We start from the raw sequence: 14,416 nt of genomic DNA, 5'->3' as shown, positions 1-14,416 counted from the left end.
AGATGGCCTTCTCAAAGCTCAAAGCACACCTGCGTAGGATCGGGGCGCGGACCTTCACCGTGATGTTCGACGCAGTCGCTGAAATTTGCGACCTCTACGGCACACATTCGATGCGCCGTACAAAAAGCTGCGGAGATCTACCGCAAAACGGGGAACCTCCGCGCAGTCCAGCTTTTGCTTGGTCATACGAGGGTCGACAGCACAGTTCTATACTTGGGCGTCGAGCACGAAGATGCCCTTAGCATCGCGGAGAAGATTGACATCAAACCAATCGGCGAACGGCCTTTGCCGTTCGCCTCGGGGCGGAGACGACAACCAGGAAAATGCGATCCGGTTCGGGTTGGCAATCTTCTCCATCGTCCATGTCGGTCTGAATGAACTTCTTCGGCGTCATCCAGCCTATGGGTTTAATAATCAGAGCCCATGGGGTTTGATCTTGCTGACAGGTGTCCTCTGCGTGGCAAATCTTCTCGCCTTTACGGACTTATGAAATGGGCGATTGTTTGCAACATTTCATCCTAATCCCATGCACCAGATATCGGAACTAACCACCAAAGAAGCCCTCGATTGGATTCCGCAAAAACAGCCATCGCAAAGACAGCAACGAAAATCTAGTTTGTCCACGCCTCGCTGATTCCGGCTCCGTGCTGCGAAGGGGTTTTTCTTGATTTGGCGTCTCAAGACGAGATTGAGCGGCTGCTTTGGTGAAACGGGCTGCATCGCAGCGACGTGTACGTCGCATGCGCGAAGCAATGCTGCAACAGCGAAGGCCGAAAACGGAATGTCGGCAAAGTCCGCGTTGGCGACCTTCGCGGCAGCCTTATTGAACGGCAGCTTTCTCTACGTGAGGACGGGTATCATTTCCTCAGGTCGTCCAGGAACTCCAGAACGCGCGCATAGTCTCCACTGACCTCGCGCGCTTGTTCGAAGACCTCACGCCGCTGCTGATCTAGGCATCGGAAGTACTGCTCAACATCGGTGAAATACGTCTCCGCATCCCGCCTCAAAAGGTCCGCAAAGGCCCTAACATGATCGGCATTGGTCGGCATCCAGGGCGGCGCAGGCGGCAGGCAACTGCCCGCGATCGCGGCAGACCCCCAGCTCAGAACGGCCATAACCGCCCATGTTTGTTTCAAAAGCCCCATATTATCTTGGCTAAGCCACTCCGTTGCAGTAAATTTGTTTCAACGCATGAAGGGCGCAATAACTCAAATTGCACCTATTGATTGCAAGATTATAATATTGTATCGGTTCGGTAGTCCATGAGGGACTGCCGGGCTAATGCACAATTCTGCAAGGCTCGATCCTATGAATTTGATGCAAGACGCCCCTAATGTTGTCAGTGAAGACGGGCTGCGCACACTACTTGCCGAGGGTCATTCGGCGGATGTTGTGTGCCGGGTTACGCCCAAACGTACAGGTGCTCAGTGGTCCGGAGTTTGGACCGTGCATTGCGTCTCGCCAGATGGCGAGACGCGTCGCCTGCTCGTCACCGCGCGTAACAACATGGCGGCCCGAGAGTTTAAGACAATCAACGGCTTATCCAGCTTCCTCGCCGGGCTTGGTGTTTCGATCGTCTCGATCCCCATGTTCGAAGGCAAGATCGCCTCTCACAAGTTGGACGACGCGGGCTAAGCCACTTGCCGTCTTCGCAGCATTCCTAGCTGCCCCGGCCTATTCCGAAGGCTTCGTGCTTTCCATGCGAGCCGATGGCCAGCTGGAGACCAAATCCCCCCAATCAGGTTTTGCGCAAAGCTATGTCGACGGGATTGGAGCAAACCCATCAGAGCTGATCGTGTTCGCAGCGCCTCAGCCTGAAGATCCGCCTCCTGCATCCACCCGCGCGGTTCCCCGCCCCGAGATCCTCACAGCCCTTGAAAGCACCGCGCAACGCTATGGCGGACACCCCGCACTACGCCGCGCTGGCCTGTCCGTGACGGAGTGGCAGGTGCTCTTCCAAGCCAATATTGAGATTGAAAGCGCCTATCGCCCGAATGCGCGCAGCTCCGCAGGTGCTATCGGCCTCGGACAGCTGATGCCAGCGACGGCCGCGCAGCTCGGCGTCGATCCGCATGACTGGCAGGCCAATCTGGATGGCTCCGCCCGTTACCTTCTGATGATGCTGGCGCAGTTCGGCACGCCCGAACTCGCGCTCGCTGCCTATAACGCCGGACCAGACGCGGTCGCGCGCTATGGCGGCATCCCTCCTTACCGAGAAACCCAAAACCACGTGCGCCGGGTCATGGCTGTGCGTGACCGACTGACTGGAGCCTCCTGATGCACATTCAATTCCGCACGATCCTGTCGCTGGCTCTGGTCAGCTTGATGTTTGCCAACCCCGCCTTTGCGCAAAGCATCGACCTCTCCCCGGTGCAAAACCTGCTGCAAGGCATTGTCGACACGATCACCGGCCCCTTGGGCATAGTCATCGGCACCTTGGCCCTGATCGGTGTGTTCCTCTCCTGGCTCTTCGGCATTCTGGATTTCCGCCAGGCTCTTTGGGTGCTGGTCGCCATTGCGGGGATCGCGGCTGCACCGACCATCGTGACCGCGATCTGGGGCGCGTAAATCTGACATGGCAACGCAAACCCGCCTCTTCCTGGGCCTGATCCGGCCGCCAAAGCTCATCGGCTTGCCGATCATGTATGCCATGGTTTGGCTCTTCGGGTTTGTGTTGCTGTTTCTTTGGGTTCAGAGCTGGCCGGTGATCATCATCGCCGCTCTGGCCTATCCCGCGCTTTGGAAAGCGGCGGATTGGGATCCGGCCTTTCTTGAGGTGATGGTCACTGCCCTGCAAGAAACGCCCCCGACGCCAAATCGAAAGATCCATTCGGGGGACAGCTATGCTCCGTGATCCTTCGGATGATCTTGCAACGCTGCCAGACTGGGCGCGCAAAGAGCGCCCGATGGCCAGCATGCTGCCCTATGTCAGCCTGGTGAATGACGTGACGATCCGCACGCGCGGCAATGCTTTGTTCCAATGCCTCCGCCTCGATGGGGTCAACAGCATGACCAGCGATGACGCGCATCTGGAGAAGATCCGCGCGCTTTTCGCGGCGATCATCGCGCAGATCGGACCAGAGTACAGTTTCTACATTCACAAGGTCTCAAAAGCGATCGAGACCGCCTTGCCACCGGTTCGCGAGGAAGGGTTTGCGCAAGCGCTGGATACCCGCTGGCAAACGGCGATGGCGCGGGCGGGTCTGCGGGACAAGACCCTCACGCTCACGGTGCTGAAACGTCCTCCCCTCGGTGCACGGCTGCGCCTGAAGCGATCAGACTCAATCACACAAATTAAAGACCGGACAGCCAAGCAGATGCGTAAGCTCGAGGAGGTCGTCGGGTTTCTGCTGTCGTCTTTTGCAGAAATGAACCCGCATCTGCTTGGGGCCGAAAGCGGCGAGCTACTCGGGTTCCTTGGGGCGCTCAATATTGGCCAGGAACGACCGCTCTTCGCAAAATCCCGCTTTGGCATCATCGCTGAGGATGTGGCCAACACCCGCGTCACGTTTCAGGGGCGAGGCTTCACGTTGGACGATGGGACGGCAGGTAAGCGGTTCGGCACCAGCTTTGCCATCAAGACCTACCCGGCCAAAACCAGCTGCACGATGTTCGATGAGCTGAACCTGCCTGTCGACATGGTGGTTTCGCATTCTTTCACACCTATCAACAGCAACATCATGGCCAGCCGGATCAAGCGCCAACAGCGCCTAATGAAGGCCAGCGATGACGGCGCGATTTCCCTCGCCGAAGAACTGGTCGACGCGCTGGACGACTTGGAATCCAGGCGCCTCAGCTTTGGCGATCATCACATGACAGTGACGGTTTTCGCCGAGACCGAGGAAAAACTGGAAGCCATTGCAGCCGAGGTGCGCAACATCGCGGCCAGTGAAGGCGTCAATCTGGTGAATGAGAGCTTTGCGGCTCGGACGCATTATTTCGCGCAGCATCCGGGCAATGGGCAGATGCGAAGCCGTAAGGCCGCCATCACCAACACGAACTTTGCCGACCTCGCGGCACTACATCGCGGTCAACTGGGCAAGCCGGGTGATAGAGTGCCTTGGGGTAAGCCGATTACCCTGTTTCCAACACCTGAACGCTCGGGCTTCCTGTTCAACTACCATGAGATGGGTCAGCCAGACAAAGAGCCGACGGGCGGGCACACCTTGATCCTCGGCCGTCCTGGCTCAGGCAAGTCAGTGCTGTCGGCCTTCCTCATGACCCAAGCCCGTCGCTGCGACGCACGCGTCTTTGTCTTTGACTATCGCGCGGGCATGGAAATGGCCGTGCGGGCCAATGGCGGGCGCTACAGCGCCATCAAGGCGGGTGAAGCGACCGGCCTCAACCCACTGCGCACTGAAATCGACGGGCGCGGGCAAGCCTGGCTGTCCGATTGGCTCGCCACGCTGATGCATCGCGCCGACAAGCCCTTGAGCCCGGTTCAGATCAACCGCGTCCAAGAGGTAGTGCGCCAGAACGCCGGGGCGAGCGATGCCGCCCTTCGTAACTGGCAGGATTTGGCGTCGCTATTTGTAGCGGGAGCTGACGAAGGGGATCTGTTCGAGCGGATACAGGAATGGACCGCAGATGGTCGCTATGGCTGGATCTTCGGTCAAAGCGCTGAGGATACCTTCTCGCTCGACGGAGATGTCGTGGGGTTCGACCTGACCGGCATTCTCGACAGCGAAAGCGAGAAGGAACGCATGGCGGTCCTCTCTTACCTGTTTCGGCGGGTCGAACGAGTGATCGAGGACCGCAAGCCGACACTGATCATCATTGATGAAGCCTGGAAAGCGCTCGACAACCCGTATTTTGCCGACCGGCTGAGCAACTGGCTGGTCACGGCACGGAAACAGAATGCCGTCGTCGTGATGATGACCCAATACGCAAGCCAGCTTGAGAAAACCCGCACCGGCAAAACGATCGTCGAGGCTGTGCCGACGCAGCTTCTGCTACCCAACATTCGGGCCTCGGCCAGCGATTACACCATGCTGGGACTTTCTGAGAAAGAGCTCAGCGTTTTGCTTGGCACGGGCAGCAACTCACGCTTGGCTCTGGTGCGCGATGACCTGGGCTCGGTGGTGATCGACGCTGATCTCAGCGCCCTTGGCCCCTACCTCACGATCCTTGGCGGCATGGAAAAAGGCGAAGCGCTGGTCGGCGCGGATTACCGCCAAAACCCCGATTTTTGGAGACAGATTGATGCGTAGACTGTGCGTTCTAACCCTCACCCTTTTGACCCTGACAGCCTGCGCGGAATACCGGCCGTCAGAAGCTGAATGCTTCAACTCCTTTGCCGAGGTCAGCCGCAGTAACTGCAATTTCGAGTTGCTCGGGCCGATTGGTTCGCTGCATGAATAGCCTCCGCCCGCATATCCTTGCGGGTTTGGTGTGGCTCAACGCGCCAATGGCCTGTGCCCAAGGTGTGCCCACCTTTGATGCAGGCATGTTCTTTCAGCGCGAGCGCGTGTTGCAGCAGGGCGAACAAGATCTGGCACTGCAGCGGGATCGTTTGACCAAAGAGGAAGAGCTTGAAGAGCTCGAGCAGGAACAACTCCAGGTGCTGGAAGACATCCTTGATGCCACGACGTTGGCCAGCGGGAACTCAGGCGCACTGGTCGCAAGCCTAGAAGCTGGTTCAACACCTGAAAGCGCCGCAGGCACGCTCTATGGTTCGGTCGATCCGAACCCCGGCGCAGCCCAGATGTTCGGCGATGCCTCCGGTTCGATTGAGCAGCTGATCATTCGTGCCGCCCAAGAAACGCACCATATGTCCGGCGTGCGCGCTGCCGGTCTGTCGCCCAAGCAATGGCGCTGTCTGTTGCAGGCGCTGATCTGGCAAGAAAGCCGCTTCACCATCGGCGCGCGCTCGCCTGTTGGTGCATTTGGCCTGACCCAGATCATGCCCGGTACGGCGCAGGATCTCGGGATTTACCCGGCCTACTACGAAAACCCGTACATCCAGGTCACCGGCGGCGCGCGCTATCTGGCGCAGATGCTGGCCATGTTTGATGGCAACATCATTCACGGGCTGGCCGCCTACAATGCCGGTCCCGGCAATGTGCAGCGCTACGGCGGTGTTCCGCCCTTCGCTGAAACCCAACACTACGTTCAGGTGATCCCCGAGCGTTTTAATCTCTACCTTGCCCGCGTGGGCGGCGTCGACGCGCTTGGCACCATTGATCCAGTTTTGCTCGCCAACTCCACAATGAACCTGACCTCATTCGGCGCAGGGGTCTATGGCGATTACTCCTTGGTCTCCGTGCAAGCGGCCGCGTTGCGCGTGCAGGACATCATCAGGCGCATTGGCGAGACAGATGACATTCACGCGGCGATGTCGCTCAACACCTACGCGCGGGCCGAACTCGCCCGCCTGATCGCCATCCGCACGCGCCTCAAGGCCGCCCACACCCGCCCGCTCAGCGCAGCAGGGCTGGCCATGGCGGCCGCGCAGGCCCGCGAACAAGACTTCATGCAATTCGATCTGGAGGTACTCCGATGATCCGCTTTCTTTCTGCCGTAGCCACCTGCGCGTTGCTGGTTGCCTCACCCCTATTTGCCCAAGGTGTCCCCACGGTCGACACGCGCAACATCGCGCAGGAAATTCGTCAACTGCAGCAGATGCTGGAGGATTTCGGGATCCAGACCGACCAGCTCGACACGCTTCTCGAGCAGCTCGATCTGGTGCAGCAGCAACTCGACACGCTTAACGAGACCTACGCAGCCCTGACCGGCGCGACGGATATCATCGAGATGGCCATGGGCGGTGATCTGGATGGTCTCTTAGACCAAGAATTCGGCGATCTTCTTGGCACCATACGGCAAATCCAGAGCGGCGATTTCAGCGGCCTCATCGGCAACGCGGCCCCTCAGATGGAAGGCCGCATGACGCAAGCCCTGGAAGACGCAGGCTTTGACCAAGACAGCCTGTCTGACATGGCCAGCAGCGGCAATCCGGGCGCGGAACGCATTGCCAGCCAGGCGGGCACCGGGGCAGTGATGTCCGCAGCCGCTGAGAACAGCTATGACGAGGCCGCGCAATCCCTTGAACGGGTCGAGCAACTGGTCTCACTGATCCCCGACATGGAAACGCTCAAGGAAGCGGTCGACCACAACACCCGCGTCACCGCTGAGCTGGCCATCGCCATGACCCGCATGTGGGAACTTGAAGCCATACAGACCGTTGGCGCGGGACAATCCGGGGTGGTGGATGCCGCCACCCTGGCCGAAGAGCGGCGCTATATGGACTTCACCCTGCCAGATCTGCGCGCGGACTGATCCATGAGCAGCGAGGCAGAAATCATCGAAGAAGAGCTCGTCTACGGCGCCCGAAGACGCGAGCTCTTGTGGCAGAAGCTGGGGCTGACAGGCATGGCGTTTGGCATGGCAGGTTGCCTCTCCGCTGCTCTTGTCGCCCTGCTCGACGTGGACCCGCCGCCCATGATCGTGCCCTTTGATAGCGAAACCGGCATGGCCCTCCCCAATGCCGTGGTTGAAGCGGTCTCACTCACGGAACGCCCCGCTATCATCGAGGCGCAGGTCTACCGCTATGTCATCGATCGAGAGACATACAATCAGCTCGACAATGACGTACGCGTGCGGCGGGTCCTGGACCAGTCGGACGGCGCGGCCGTTGCAGGGCTGCGCGCTCTTTGGACCAGCGGCCATGAGGCCTATCCACCGGACAGCTACGGCACAGATGCGCGGCTTGATGTTGAGGTTCTGTCGATCACTCATATCAGCGCCAACCGTGCCCAGGTGCGTCTGCGTAAGCGGCTAAATTCACCGCGCGGCAGTCAAAACGGGCTCTTCACCGCAACCCTGATGTTTGAGTTTCGGCCTGAGAACAGCCGGTCGATCGACGATGTCTGGCAGAATCCTTTCGGCTTCACTGTCACTGAATATGCGATCCGCTCGGATCGATTGGAGTAGCCAATGCGCCGCCTGTTCCTGACCCTCGCCTTCCTAATTTCACTTGCTGGCACCGCCTATGCAGAAATCCAGCCTCGCCAAGGCCCCTATGATGCCCGCGTCAGGCTGGCTACCTATCAGGATGGGCAGGTCTATCGCATCCGCACCAGCCTGACCCATGTCACCAGCATCGAATTTGGCCAAGGCGAAACAATCCGCTCAATCATTGCAGGTGACACAGAAGGGTTCCTTCTCGACGGCGTGCCCGGAGGCCAGGCCTTTGCAATCAAGCCCGTTACACGCGGCGCACATACCAACATCACCGTCTATACCAACCGACGCAGCTACTACTTCAATGTCACTGAGGCGAGTTCACCGACGTTCTATGTCATCCGCTTCACCTATCCCGAAGCGGCTCCTCGGCAAACGCGTGTGGCTGCCACTGCGCCAGCAAACCATGCCTACGGCGTCAGCGCACGATCCGAGATCACCCCGCGCGAAATCTGGGACGACGGAACCTTCACCTACTTCCGCTTTGCTGCGAACGCGCCGTTGCCCGCAATCTTTCGCTGGTCCGGCGGCAATGAGCGCAGCGTGAATGCGCTCGCGCGGCCGGACGGCGTGATCCGCGTGTCAGGTGTCAGCGATCGATGGGTTTTAAGACTTGGTGAGATCGAGATCTGCGTCCAAGAGATGAGCGAGGCAGATCACAATGAGTGAAACAGCTGAGCTTAAGAAACGCCTCGAAGCGCTTGAAGGAAAACCACAAAACCGAAAATCGTGGCCGTCCGCTGTCACTATTGCCCTTGGCATTGGGGCGATCGTGGCCCTTGGCGGCCTCTTGATTTTGTTCTCTGGCGGCGCTGAACCCGACAGCCTCGAGACCGCCTCACCAGATGAATTTCAGGCGGCTGGACCGGGTTTTGGCGCGCTAGATCCCACGCCAGCACCGAACGACACATCCCCACCCCCGGAGCCGGAACCAGACAGCGAAACAGTAGAGTTGCGCGCGCAAATGGACGCCATGCGGTCCGAGCTTGAAGCCCTACGCAACGCACCAGCACCTGAAGCCCCAACCATCGACACTGAAGCGCTGAATAACTTGGGCGCAGAGATTGACGCTCTGCGCAGCGAGGCAGCCGCAACGCAAGCCGCGTTGCGCGAGGAGTTGGAGGAACGCGCACGGCAAATCCAGCGGCTACAGAACGATCTAGAGCTTGCACGCCTGGAAACCCCGCGCACGCCCGCACCAACCGGCCCCACGGCCGATAAACTGCGTCTTCAGGAGCTCGAGCGGCGGCGGCAAGCCGAACTTGAGGAACTGCAAGCCCGTATTGCTAGCCCAATTATCGCCTTTGGCGGTTCGGGCACCGGCAATGCAGAGACCGCCGCCCAGCAGCGGCGGCTTGATGGCGACACAGACTTTGTCCGCAATGGCGCTGAACCCGCTGAGGTGACGCAGGCCCAGTTGATCGTGAACCCGTCAAACACAGTTGTTCAGGGCACGATGATCCAGGCCGTGCTTGAGACCGCAATCGACAGCTCGCTCGCCGGTCAGGTCCGTGCGATGGTATCGGAAGATGTCCACGCTTATGACGGCTCAAGGATCCTTATCCCACGCGGCGCGCGTCTGATCGGGAGGTATCATTCTGGCCTCGATATTGCGCAGCAACGCGTGACCATCGCTTGGGACCGGATCATTCTGCCCAGCAACCAGACCGTTGAAATCAGCGCTTTCGGTGGTGATGAACTGGGGCGGTCTGGCACGACCGGCTTTGTCGACAGCCGCTTTGGCACGCGGTTTGGGTCAGCCGCCCTGATATCTCTGATCGGAGCATTGCCCGCCGTGGCAGCCCAGAACACCGAAGATGAGATCACTTCTGATGTTCTGGAAGGCATTGGCGAAGACCTTCAGGACAGCGCGCAAAGCGTGATTGGCGAATACCTCTCCGTCTCGCCTGTGATCTATGTCGACCAAGGAGCCCGCGTCACAGTGATGGTCGACCGCGATCTGGAGATCTTCTGATCATGGCGGCCAGCTATCTACAAAGTTCAATGGACAAGATTGCCGAGGCGCGTGATGCAAAGCTGATCGAGCTTTGCATCAACCCCGACGGCTCGCTGTGGGCTGAGTTTCAAGGGGATCACTTCATGCGGCGCGTCAATCGACGACTCTCGCCCAATGAGATCAAAGACTTGGGCAATCAGATTGCCTCCGCCGCGAACACCACGCTCAGCCGAACGAAGCCCATCGTCTCGGTCAGCATTACCTACCGAGACCGCCCAATCCGGGCGCAAGTCATCCAGCCCCCCGCCGTTGATGGCGGTTACGCGATTTCCCTGCGGTTCTTCGCCGACCTGCCATTGGAGCGGATCAAGCTGTCCTTTCTCTTCGGCAAAGAGCGCAGCAACGAAGGTGCAAGACGCAAGCGCAATGCCGAGCTGCGGGATGTCGTGACCACCGGTGACATCGATGCCGCAATCAAGTTTTGCGTCACGCACAAGCTCAACATGATCGTGTCTGGCGGGACTTCGACCGGCAAGACCGTTACGGCGCGCAAGATTCTCTCCTTCGTGCCCGCCGACGAGCGCATCATTACCATCGAAGAGGCCGCCGAGTTGCGTCCGATGCAGCCCAATGTCGTCACGTTGATGTCTGACCGCGATGAGGCCACGCGCAGCGCTGATGTCTTGCTAACCTCTACGCTCCGCATGCGACCGGACCGTATCGTCCTGGGCGAAGTGCGCGGCAAAGAGGCCATGACCTTCCTTGAGGCTATCAACACCGGCCATGGTGGCTCACTCACCACCCTGCACGCCGAAACACCTCAGCTGGCGGTTCAGCGTCTCGCCATCGCCGCCCTAAAAACCGATGTGCCCATGACTTACCAGGACATTAACGATTACATCACCCGCTCGATCGATGTGATCATCCAGGCCGGTCGTCATGAAGGCGCGCGCGGCATCACCGAATTCTACCTGCCGGTTAATCCGGCCCATTCAAAGGAAACAACCCATGTTTGAATACAAAATTGAACAGATCAACACCGCCAAGACAAAGCCACCGAAGATCGAAGCGCAGCTGACCGCTCTTGGCCAAGACGGCTGGGAGCTGGTCTCAGTCGTGCCGGATTTCGACGGCGAGCACATCTTGAAGGCATTCCTGAAACGTCGCACTGGTGACAGCGCCTAAATCCAACCGAGGAGGAACTGATGGGCGTTGTCACCTGGATGGTTGAGACAACCGACAACTTTTTGGACGACGCGGCCCAAACCACTTTTGGCAACGTCGCCGGGCAGCTCGGGGGTGTCATCGCTGTGGCCTCGACGCTCGCGGTGATCGGCATCTTCCTCAACATAGTGTTTCAGTACAAATCCATGGATGGGCGGACCGCCTTCTGGTTCGCCCTCAAGCTCATGCTGATCTCCCTCTTTGCAATGAATTGGGTCCAATTCAACGCAGTAGCCAGCGCTCTCATAGACGGGCTCGACCAACTCGCGGGCGGCATGGTGGCGGGGCTTGGCGGTGGCGGTGCAGGCGCATCTTACTTTGCTGAGGCCTTCGACGATCTCATCGAGGAATTTGGCGACTACCTGAACGCGGCCGGTGACAACATGCATTGGATGGCCGGAGCCCTGATCGGCGCGATTGGTGCATTCCTTCTGGGTGTCATCGGCGCGCTCTGCGGCCTTGTCTTGATCTTCGCGAAGATCATGCTGGCCTTCATGATTGGCATCGCCCCAATCATGATCGCGCTTTCCCTGTTTGATGTCAGCAAGGACTATTTCCACCGCTGGCTGTCCAGCACGGTATCCTATGCGCTCTATCCCCTCGTGATCGCCGGGGTGTTTTCCACCGTCGTCGGGATGTCGCGCTCGCTGATGACCGAACTCGGAGATCCGTCCGGAGCAAGCAACATCGGTGCACTTGTGCCCTTCTTTATGATGATGTTCCTCGCAGGCGGCATGATCATCGCCACCCCGCTGATCGTGCGCTCCATCTCGGGCAATTTCATGATGGCCGGACCGCCAAGCATTCCGGGTCCCGGCGGTTTCGCCAAAGGCTTAATCGGCACCAAGGGGTCACGAGCGCGGGCGCGGTTTGGGACCAGGTCAAATGCTGAGATCGCAGGTGCTGGAATACGGCAGGCAGGCGGTGCGACTGTTTCTATGGTTCAGCGGGTGGCAGAACGAGCGAAGCGGTTGGAGTAAAAAATTGGCCCAAAACCACTTTGCGTCGAGAAGGTCGGAGACCTCAACACGGCCTTTCGAAGCAGACAACCTTTGCAACTGCAGCCCATGAAAGCAGCCTCGAAATCCGTGGAGGTGATATCTGGTCTTAGCTTCAACTCGGGGTTGCTTGAAAAGTTGTGCTATCCGCAAAGGACAGGTTAGGATAATCGAGATTTAAGAAAGAACTATGAGGCCAGATAATTTCATGGCGGACGCCCATTTCAGAGTGCAGGTCGAAAAGGACCACCTTAAAAAGCTGGCAAGCGCAGACGCCGTCAAGGCTTTGTCGGAATTGATATGGAACTCAGTCGATGCTGACGCCTCTCGCGTGGACATTGAAATTGAGAATGATGATATCAGCATGCGCTCAATCACTGTCCGGGACAACGGCCACGGCATTCCACACGAGGAAATCAAACAACTCTTCGGTAGCATCGGCGGGTCTTGGAAGCGCCACGGAAGCCGCTCTAGGGGTAAGAAGCGAATCCTGCATGGCAAGGAAGGTAAAGGTCGCTTGAAGGCTTTGGCGCTCGGGCGATCGGCTGAGTGGATTGTGCGCTACAGGGACGAAGGCGGCAAAGGCAAACTGCTCGGATACAAGGTTTCCCTTCTAAGGGATGATCTTGTCGATGTTCGTGTGACTGAACCGGAGGAAGCCGATCCTGCCCTTGGCACCGGTGTGGAAGTCAAAGTGGCAGAGCTCGATAAGAACTATCGGTCCCTCGAACCGGAAAGATCGGTACAGTCGCTGTCCGAGGTCTTTGCACTTTATTTGACGGACTATAAGGATGTGTCGATCTATGTCGAGACAGACAAGCTGGACCCGAACAAGGCCATCAAAGAGAAGGTCAACATCGACCTAGATCCTATCATCGACGGTGAAGGCGACAACGCCAAGGCCTACCCAGTTTCCCTTGATCTTATTGAGTGGAAGGCAGCGACCGAACGCTGGTTCTTCCTTTGTGGGCAGCACGGTTTTCCGTTTCAACGTGTCAAGCCACGCTTCCACGCGCCAGGACACCAGTTTTCAGCTTACTTAAAATCCAGCTTTATCGATGAGCTTCAGGAACGCGGTGAACTGGAACTAGCCGAGATGATCGCACCGGCACTATCAGAAGCGCAGGATGCCGCCGCCGAAGTTATTAAAAGGCACTTTGAAAACAAGGACGCGGAGGCGGCGCAAACAGAGATTCAGCAGTGGAAAGAAGAAGAGGTCTACCCCTATAGGCTCGAGCCGCAATCCCCCGTCGAAGTGGCTGAGCGCAAGGTCTTCGATATTGTGGCGCTGAACGTCAACAAACACCTTCCGGATTTCAAGGTTCAAAGTTCCAAGAGTAGGGCGTTCCAGATGCGTATGCTCAGACAGGCCATCGAGAAAGGCCCCGACGAGCTACAGCATATTTTGACTGAAGTCCTGGAGCTTCCGCCAAAAACCCAGAAGGAAATGTCCAAGCTGCTTGAAGAAGCTGATCTAGCCAACGTTATCAGCGCCGCGAGGTTGGTATCTGATCGGCTCAGGTTCGCTACTGGGTTGGAAGCACTGATATTTCACCCTGATACGAAAAAACACCTTAAAGAGCGCAGCCAACTGCACCGCTTAATCGCCGAAAACAACACATGGATATTCGGAGAAGAGTTCAACCTGACTGTCGATGACCAGTCGCTGACTGAGGTGCTACGGAAGCACCAAAAGATAATCGGAAAGGATACCGTCATCGATCGCCCCGTTACTCGGGTGGATGGAAAGGTGGGCATCGTCGACTTGATGTTATCCAGAGCGCTTCCACAGCGTCGGGAAGGCGAATGTGAGCATCTCATTGTGGAACTAAAAAGACCTAGTTGCAAAATTGGTTCAGCAGAGATCAACCAGATCGAAGACTATGCGTTCGCTGTGATCGAGGATGAGCGTTTTCGGCATTTGAATACGCGATGGAGCTTCTGGGTAGTTTCCAATGAACTGGACGCCAGCGCCAAGAGGAAGACCCGTCAGCTAAACTGTCCACCCGGTCGCATCTATGCATCGGATGATGGCATGGTGGAAGTGTGGGTGAAAAGCTGGGCGGAGGTTCTGGATGCATGCAAATCGCGAATGAAGTTTGTGCAGGATAAACTGAACGCCAACGTCGATACGGACAGTGCCTTAAAATACCTCAAGAAGACTTACGAGAAGCATCTTGTTGGAGTCGCAGAAGAGCACGCGGAAGCGCTGGAGCCGGAAGTGGCTGAAAATTGAAGGGCGGCCTATCGAATTGAAGCCGTTATTCCCGGTTTC

15 protein-coding genes and 1 pseudogene are annotated in these 14,416 nt (G+C 58.0%); 15 read left to right on the top strand and 1 reads right to left on the bottom strand.

The window, feature by feature from the left end; translation table 11 throughout:
- Window positions 1–2: 2 nt before the first annotated feature.
- Window positions 3–98 (top strand): annotated as a pseudogene (locus tag ACR0MO_RS00540) (IS630-like element ISSpo6 family transposase); the annotation flags it as partial.
- Window positions 99–857: 759 nt separating this feature from the next.
- Here ACR0MO_RS00540 and ACR0MO_RS00535 read toward each other — a convergent pair.
- Window positions 858–1,115, bottom strand: coding sequence for a hypothetical protein (locus tag ACR0MO_RS00535; RefSeq protein ID WP_170449509.1), 258 nt, complete (start codon window positions 1,113–1,115; stop codon window positions 858–860).
- 193 nt (window positions 1,116–1,308) lie between these two features.
- On the opposite strand from ACR0MO_RS00535, the gene ACR0MO_RS00530 reads away from it, so the two are divergent.
- The 14 genes from ACR0MO_RS00530 (at window position 1,309) to ACR0MO_RS00465 (ending at window position 14,377) form a co-directional block, all read left to right on the top strand.
- Window positions 1,309–1,635, top strand: a complete 327-nt coding sequence (locus tag ACR0MO_RS00530) for a hypothetical protein (RefSeq protein ID WP_058243064.1) — start codon at window positions 1,309–1,311, stop codon at window positions 1,633–1,635.
- Between the two features lie 64 nt (window positions 1,636–1,699).
- Complete coding sequence (locus ACR0MO_RS00525; RefSeq protein WP_170449507.1) at window positions 1,700–2,278, top strand: lytic transglycosylase domain-containing protein; 579 nt, start codon at window positions 1,700–1,702, stop codon at window positions 2,276–2,278.
- Window positions 2,278–2,568: a TrbC/VirB2 family type IV secretion system protein gene (locus tag ACR0MO_RS00520; protein ID WP_170449505.1), complete on the top strand. Its 291-nt coding sequence runs from the start codon at window positions 2,278–2,280 to the stop codon at window positions 2,566–2,568. The genes ACR0MO_RS00525 and ACR0MO_RS00520 overlap by 1 nt, the downstream gene beginning before the upstream one ends.
- A gap of 7 nt (window positions 2,569–2,575) precedes the next feature.
- Window positions 2,576–2,854, top strand: a complete 279-nt coding sequence (locus ACR0MO_RS00515) for a VirB3 family type IV secretion system protein (protein ID WP_024096577.1) — start codon at window positions 2,576–2,578, stop codon at window positions 2,852–2,854.
- Complete coding sequence (locus ACR0MO_RS00510; RefSeq protein ID WP_170449503.1) at window positions 2,844–5,210, top strand: VirB4 family type IV secretion/conjugal transfer ATPase; 2,367 nt, start codon at window positions 2,844–2,846, stop codon at window positions 5,208–5,210. The genes ACR0MO_RS00515 and ACR0MO_RS00510 overlap by 11 nt, the downstream gene beginning before the upstream one ends.
- Before the next feature lie 143 nt (window positions 5,211–5,353).
- Entirely contained in the window at window positions 5,354–6,502 is a 1,149-nt protein-coding gene (locus tag ACR0MO_RS00505; RefSeq protein WP_170449501.1) for a lytic transglycosylase domain-containing protein, read from the top strand.
- Window positions 6,499–7,278: a type IV secretion system protein gene (locus ACR0MO_RS00500; RefSeq protein WP_170449499.1), complete on the top strand. Its 780-nt coding sequence runs from the start codon at window positions 6,499–6,501 to the stop codon at window positions 7,276–7,278. The genes ACR0MO_RS00505 and ACR0MO_RS00500 overlap by 4 nt, the downstream gene beginning before the upstream one ends.
- Before the next feature lie 3 nt (window positions 7,279–7,281).
- Window positions 7,282–7,932: a VirB8 family type IV secretion system protein gene (locus tag ACR0MO_RS00495; protein ID WP_170449497.1), complete on the top strand. Its 651-nt coding sequence runs from the start codon at window positions 7,282–7,284 to the stop codon at window positions 7,930–7,932.
- 3 nt (window positions 7,933–7,935) lie between these two features.
- Window positions 7,936–8,631 carry a TrbG/VirB9 family P-type conjugative transfer protein gene (locus tag ACR0MO_RS00490; protein ID WP_170449495.1) on the top strand — a complete coding sequence of 232 codons (696 nt, stop codon included), beginning with the start codon at window positions 7,936–7,938 and terminating at the stop codon, window positions 8,629–8,631.
- Window positions 8,624–9,937: a TrbI/VirB10 family protein gene (locus tag ACR0MO_RS00485; RefSeq protein ID WP_170449493.1), complete on the top strand. Its 1,314-nt coding sequence runs from the start codon at window positions 8,624–8,626 to the stop codon at window positions 9,935–9,937. The genes ACR0MO_RS00490 and ACR0MO_RS00485 overlap by 8 nt, the downstream gene beginning before the upstream one ends.
- 2 nt (window positions 9,938–9,939) lie before the next feature.
- The gene (locus tag ACR0MO_RS00480; RefSeq protein ID WP_170449491.1) at window positions 9,940–10,935 is read left to right on the top strand and encodes an ATPase, T2SS/T4P/T4SS family; all 996 of its coding nucleotides are present in this window, start codon (window positions 9,940–9,942) and stop codon (window positions 10,933–10,935) included.
- Window positions 10,928–11,104 (top strand): DUF4177 domain-containing protein, encoded by a 177-nt coding sequence (locus ACR0MO_RS00475; protein WP_170449489.1) that lies wholly within the window; start codon window positions 10,928–10,930, stop codon window positions 11,102–11,104. Before ACR0MO_RS00480 ends, ACR0MO_RS00475 begins: the two co-directional genes overlap by 8 nt.
- A 20-nt stretch (window positions 11,105–11,124) precedes the next feature.
- Complete coding sequence (locus ACR0MO_RS00470) at window positions 11,125–12,123, top strand: TrbL/VirB6 family protein (RefSeq protein WP_170449488.1); 999 nt, start codon at window positions 11,125–11,127, stop codon at window positions 12,121–12,123.
- 226 nt (window positions 12,124–12,349) lie between these two features.
- Window positions 12,350–14,377, top strand: coding sequence for an ATP-binding protein (locus ACR0MO_RS00465; RefSeq protein WP_170449486.1), 2,028 nt, complete (start codon window positions 12,350–12,352; stop codon window positions 14,375–14,377).
- Window positions 14,378–14,416: the final 39 nt, after the last annotated feature.

The organism is Ruegeria sp. K5 (assembly GCF_056531805.1).
Note: the sequence above shows the minus strand (reverse complement) of the source record. Positions and strands in the feature narration are given on the sequence as shown.

Excerpts from the sequence above, each read along its gene's own strand:
- ACR0MO_RS00475 (WP_170449489.1), top strand. The coding sequence starts at position 10,928 with ATGTTTGAATACAAAATTGAACAGATCAACACCGCCAAGACAAAGCCA.
- ACR0MO_RS00535 (WP_170449509.1), bottom strand. The coding sequence starts at position 1,115 with ATGGCCGTTCTGAGCTGGGGGTCTGCCGCGATCGCGGGCAGTTGCCTG.
- ACR0MO_RS00495 (WP_170449497.1), top strand. The coding sequence starts at position 7,282 with ATGAGCAGCGAGGCAGAAATCATCGAAGAAGAGCTCGTCTACGGCGCC.
- ACR0MO_RS00500 (WP_170449499.1), top strand. The coding sequence starts at position 6,499 with ATGATCCGCTTTCTTTCTGCCGTAGCCACCTGCGCGTTGCTGGTTGCC.
- ACR0MO_RS00530 (WP_058243064.1), top strand. The coding sequence starts at position 1,309 with ATGAATTTGATGCAAGACGCCCCTAATGTTGTCAGTGAAGACGGGCTG.
- ACR0MO_RS00525 (WP_170449507.1), top strand. The coding sequence starts at position 1,700 with ATGCGAGCCGATGGCCAGCTGGAGACCAAATCCCCCCAATCAGGTTTT.
- ACR0MO_RS00470 (WP_170449488.1), top strand. The coding sequence starts at position 11,125 with ATGGGCGTTGTCACCTGGATGGTTGAGACAACCGACAACTTTTTGGAC.
- ACR0MO_RS00515 (WP_024096577.1), top strand. The coding sequence starts at position 2,576 with ATGGCAACGCAAACCCGCCTCTTCCTGGGCCTGATCCGGCCGCCAAAG.
- ACR0MO_RS00505 (WP_170449501.1), top strand. The coding sequence starts at position 5,354 with ATGAATAGCCTCCGCCCGCATATCCTTGCGGGTTTGGTGTGGCTCAAC.
- ACR0MO_RS00520 (WP_170449505.1), top strand. The coding sequence starts at position 2,278 with ATGCACATTCAATTCCGCACGATCCTGTCGCTGGCTCTGGTCAGCTTG.
- ACR0MO_RS00465 (WP_170449486.1), top strand. The coding sequence starts at position 12,350 with ATGGCGGACGCCCATTTCAGAGTGCAGGTCGAAAAGGACCACCTTAAA.
- ACR0MO_RS00510 (WP_170449503.1), top strand. The coding sequence starts at position 2,844 with ATGCTCCGTGATCCTTCGGATGATCTTGCAACGCTGCCAGACTGGGCG.
- ACR0MO_RS00480 (WP_170449491.1), top strand. The coding sequence starts at position 9,940 with ATGGCGGCCAGCTATCTACAAAGTTCAATGGACAAGATTGCCGAGGCG.
- ACR0MO_RS00490 (WP_170449495.1), top strand. The coding sequence starts at position 7,936 with ATGCGCCGCCTGTTCCTGACCCTCGCCTTCCTAATTTCACTTGCTGGC.
- ACR0MO_RS00485 (WP_170449493.1), top strand. The coding sequence starts at position 8,624 with ATGAGTGAAACAGCTGAGCTTAAGAAACGCCTCGAAGCGCTTGAAGGA.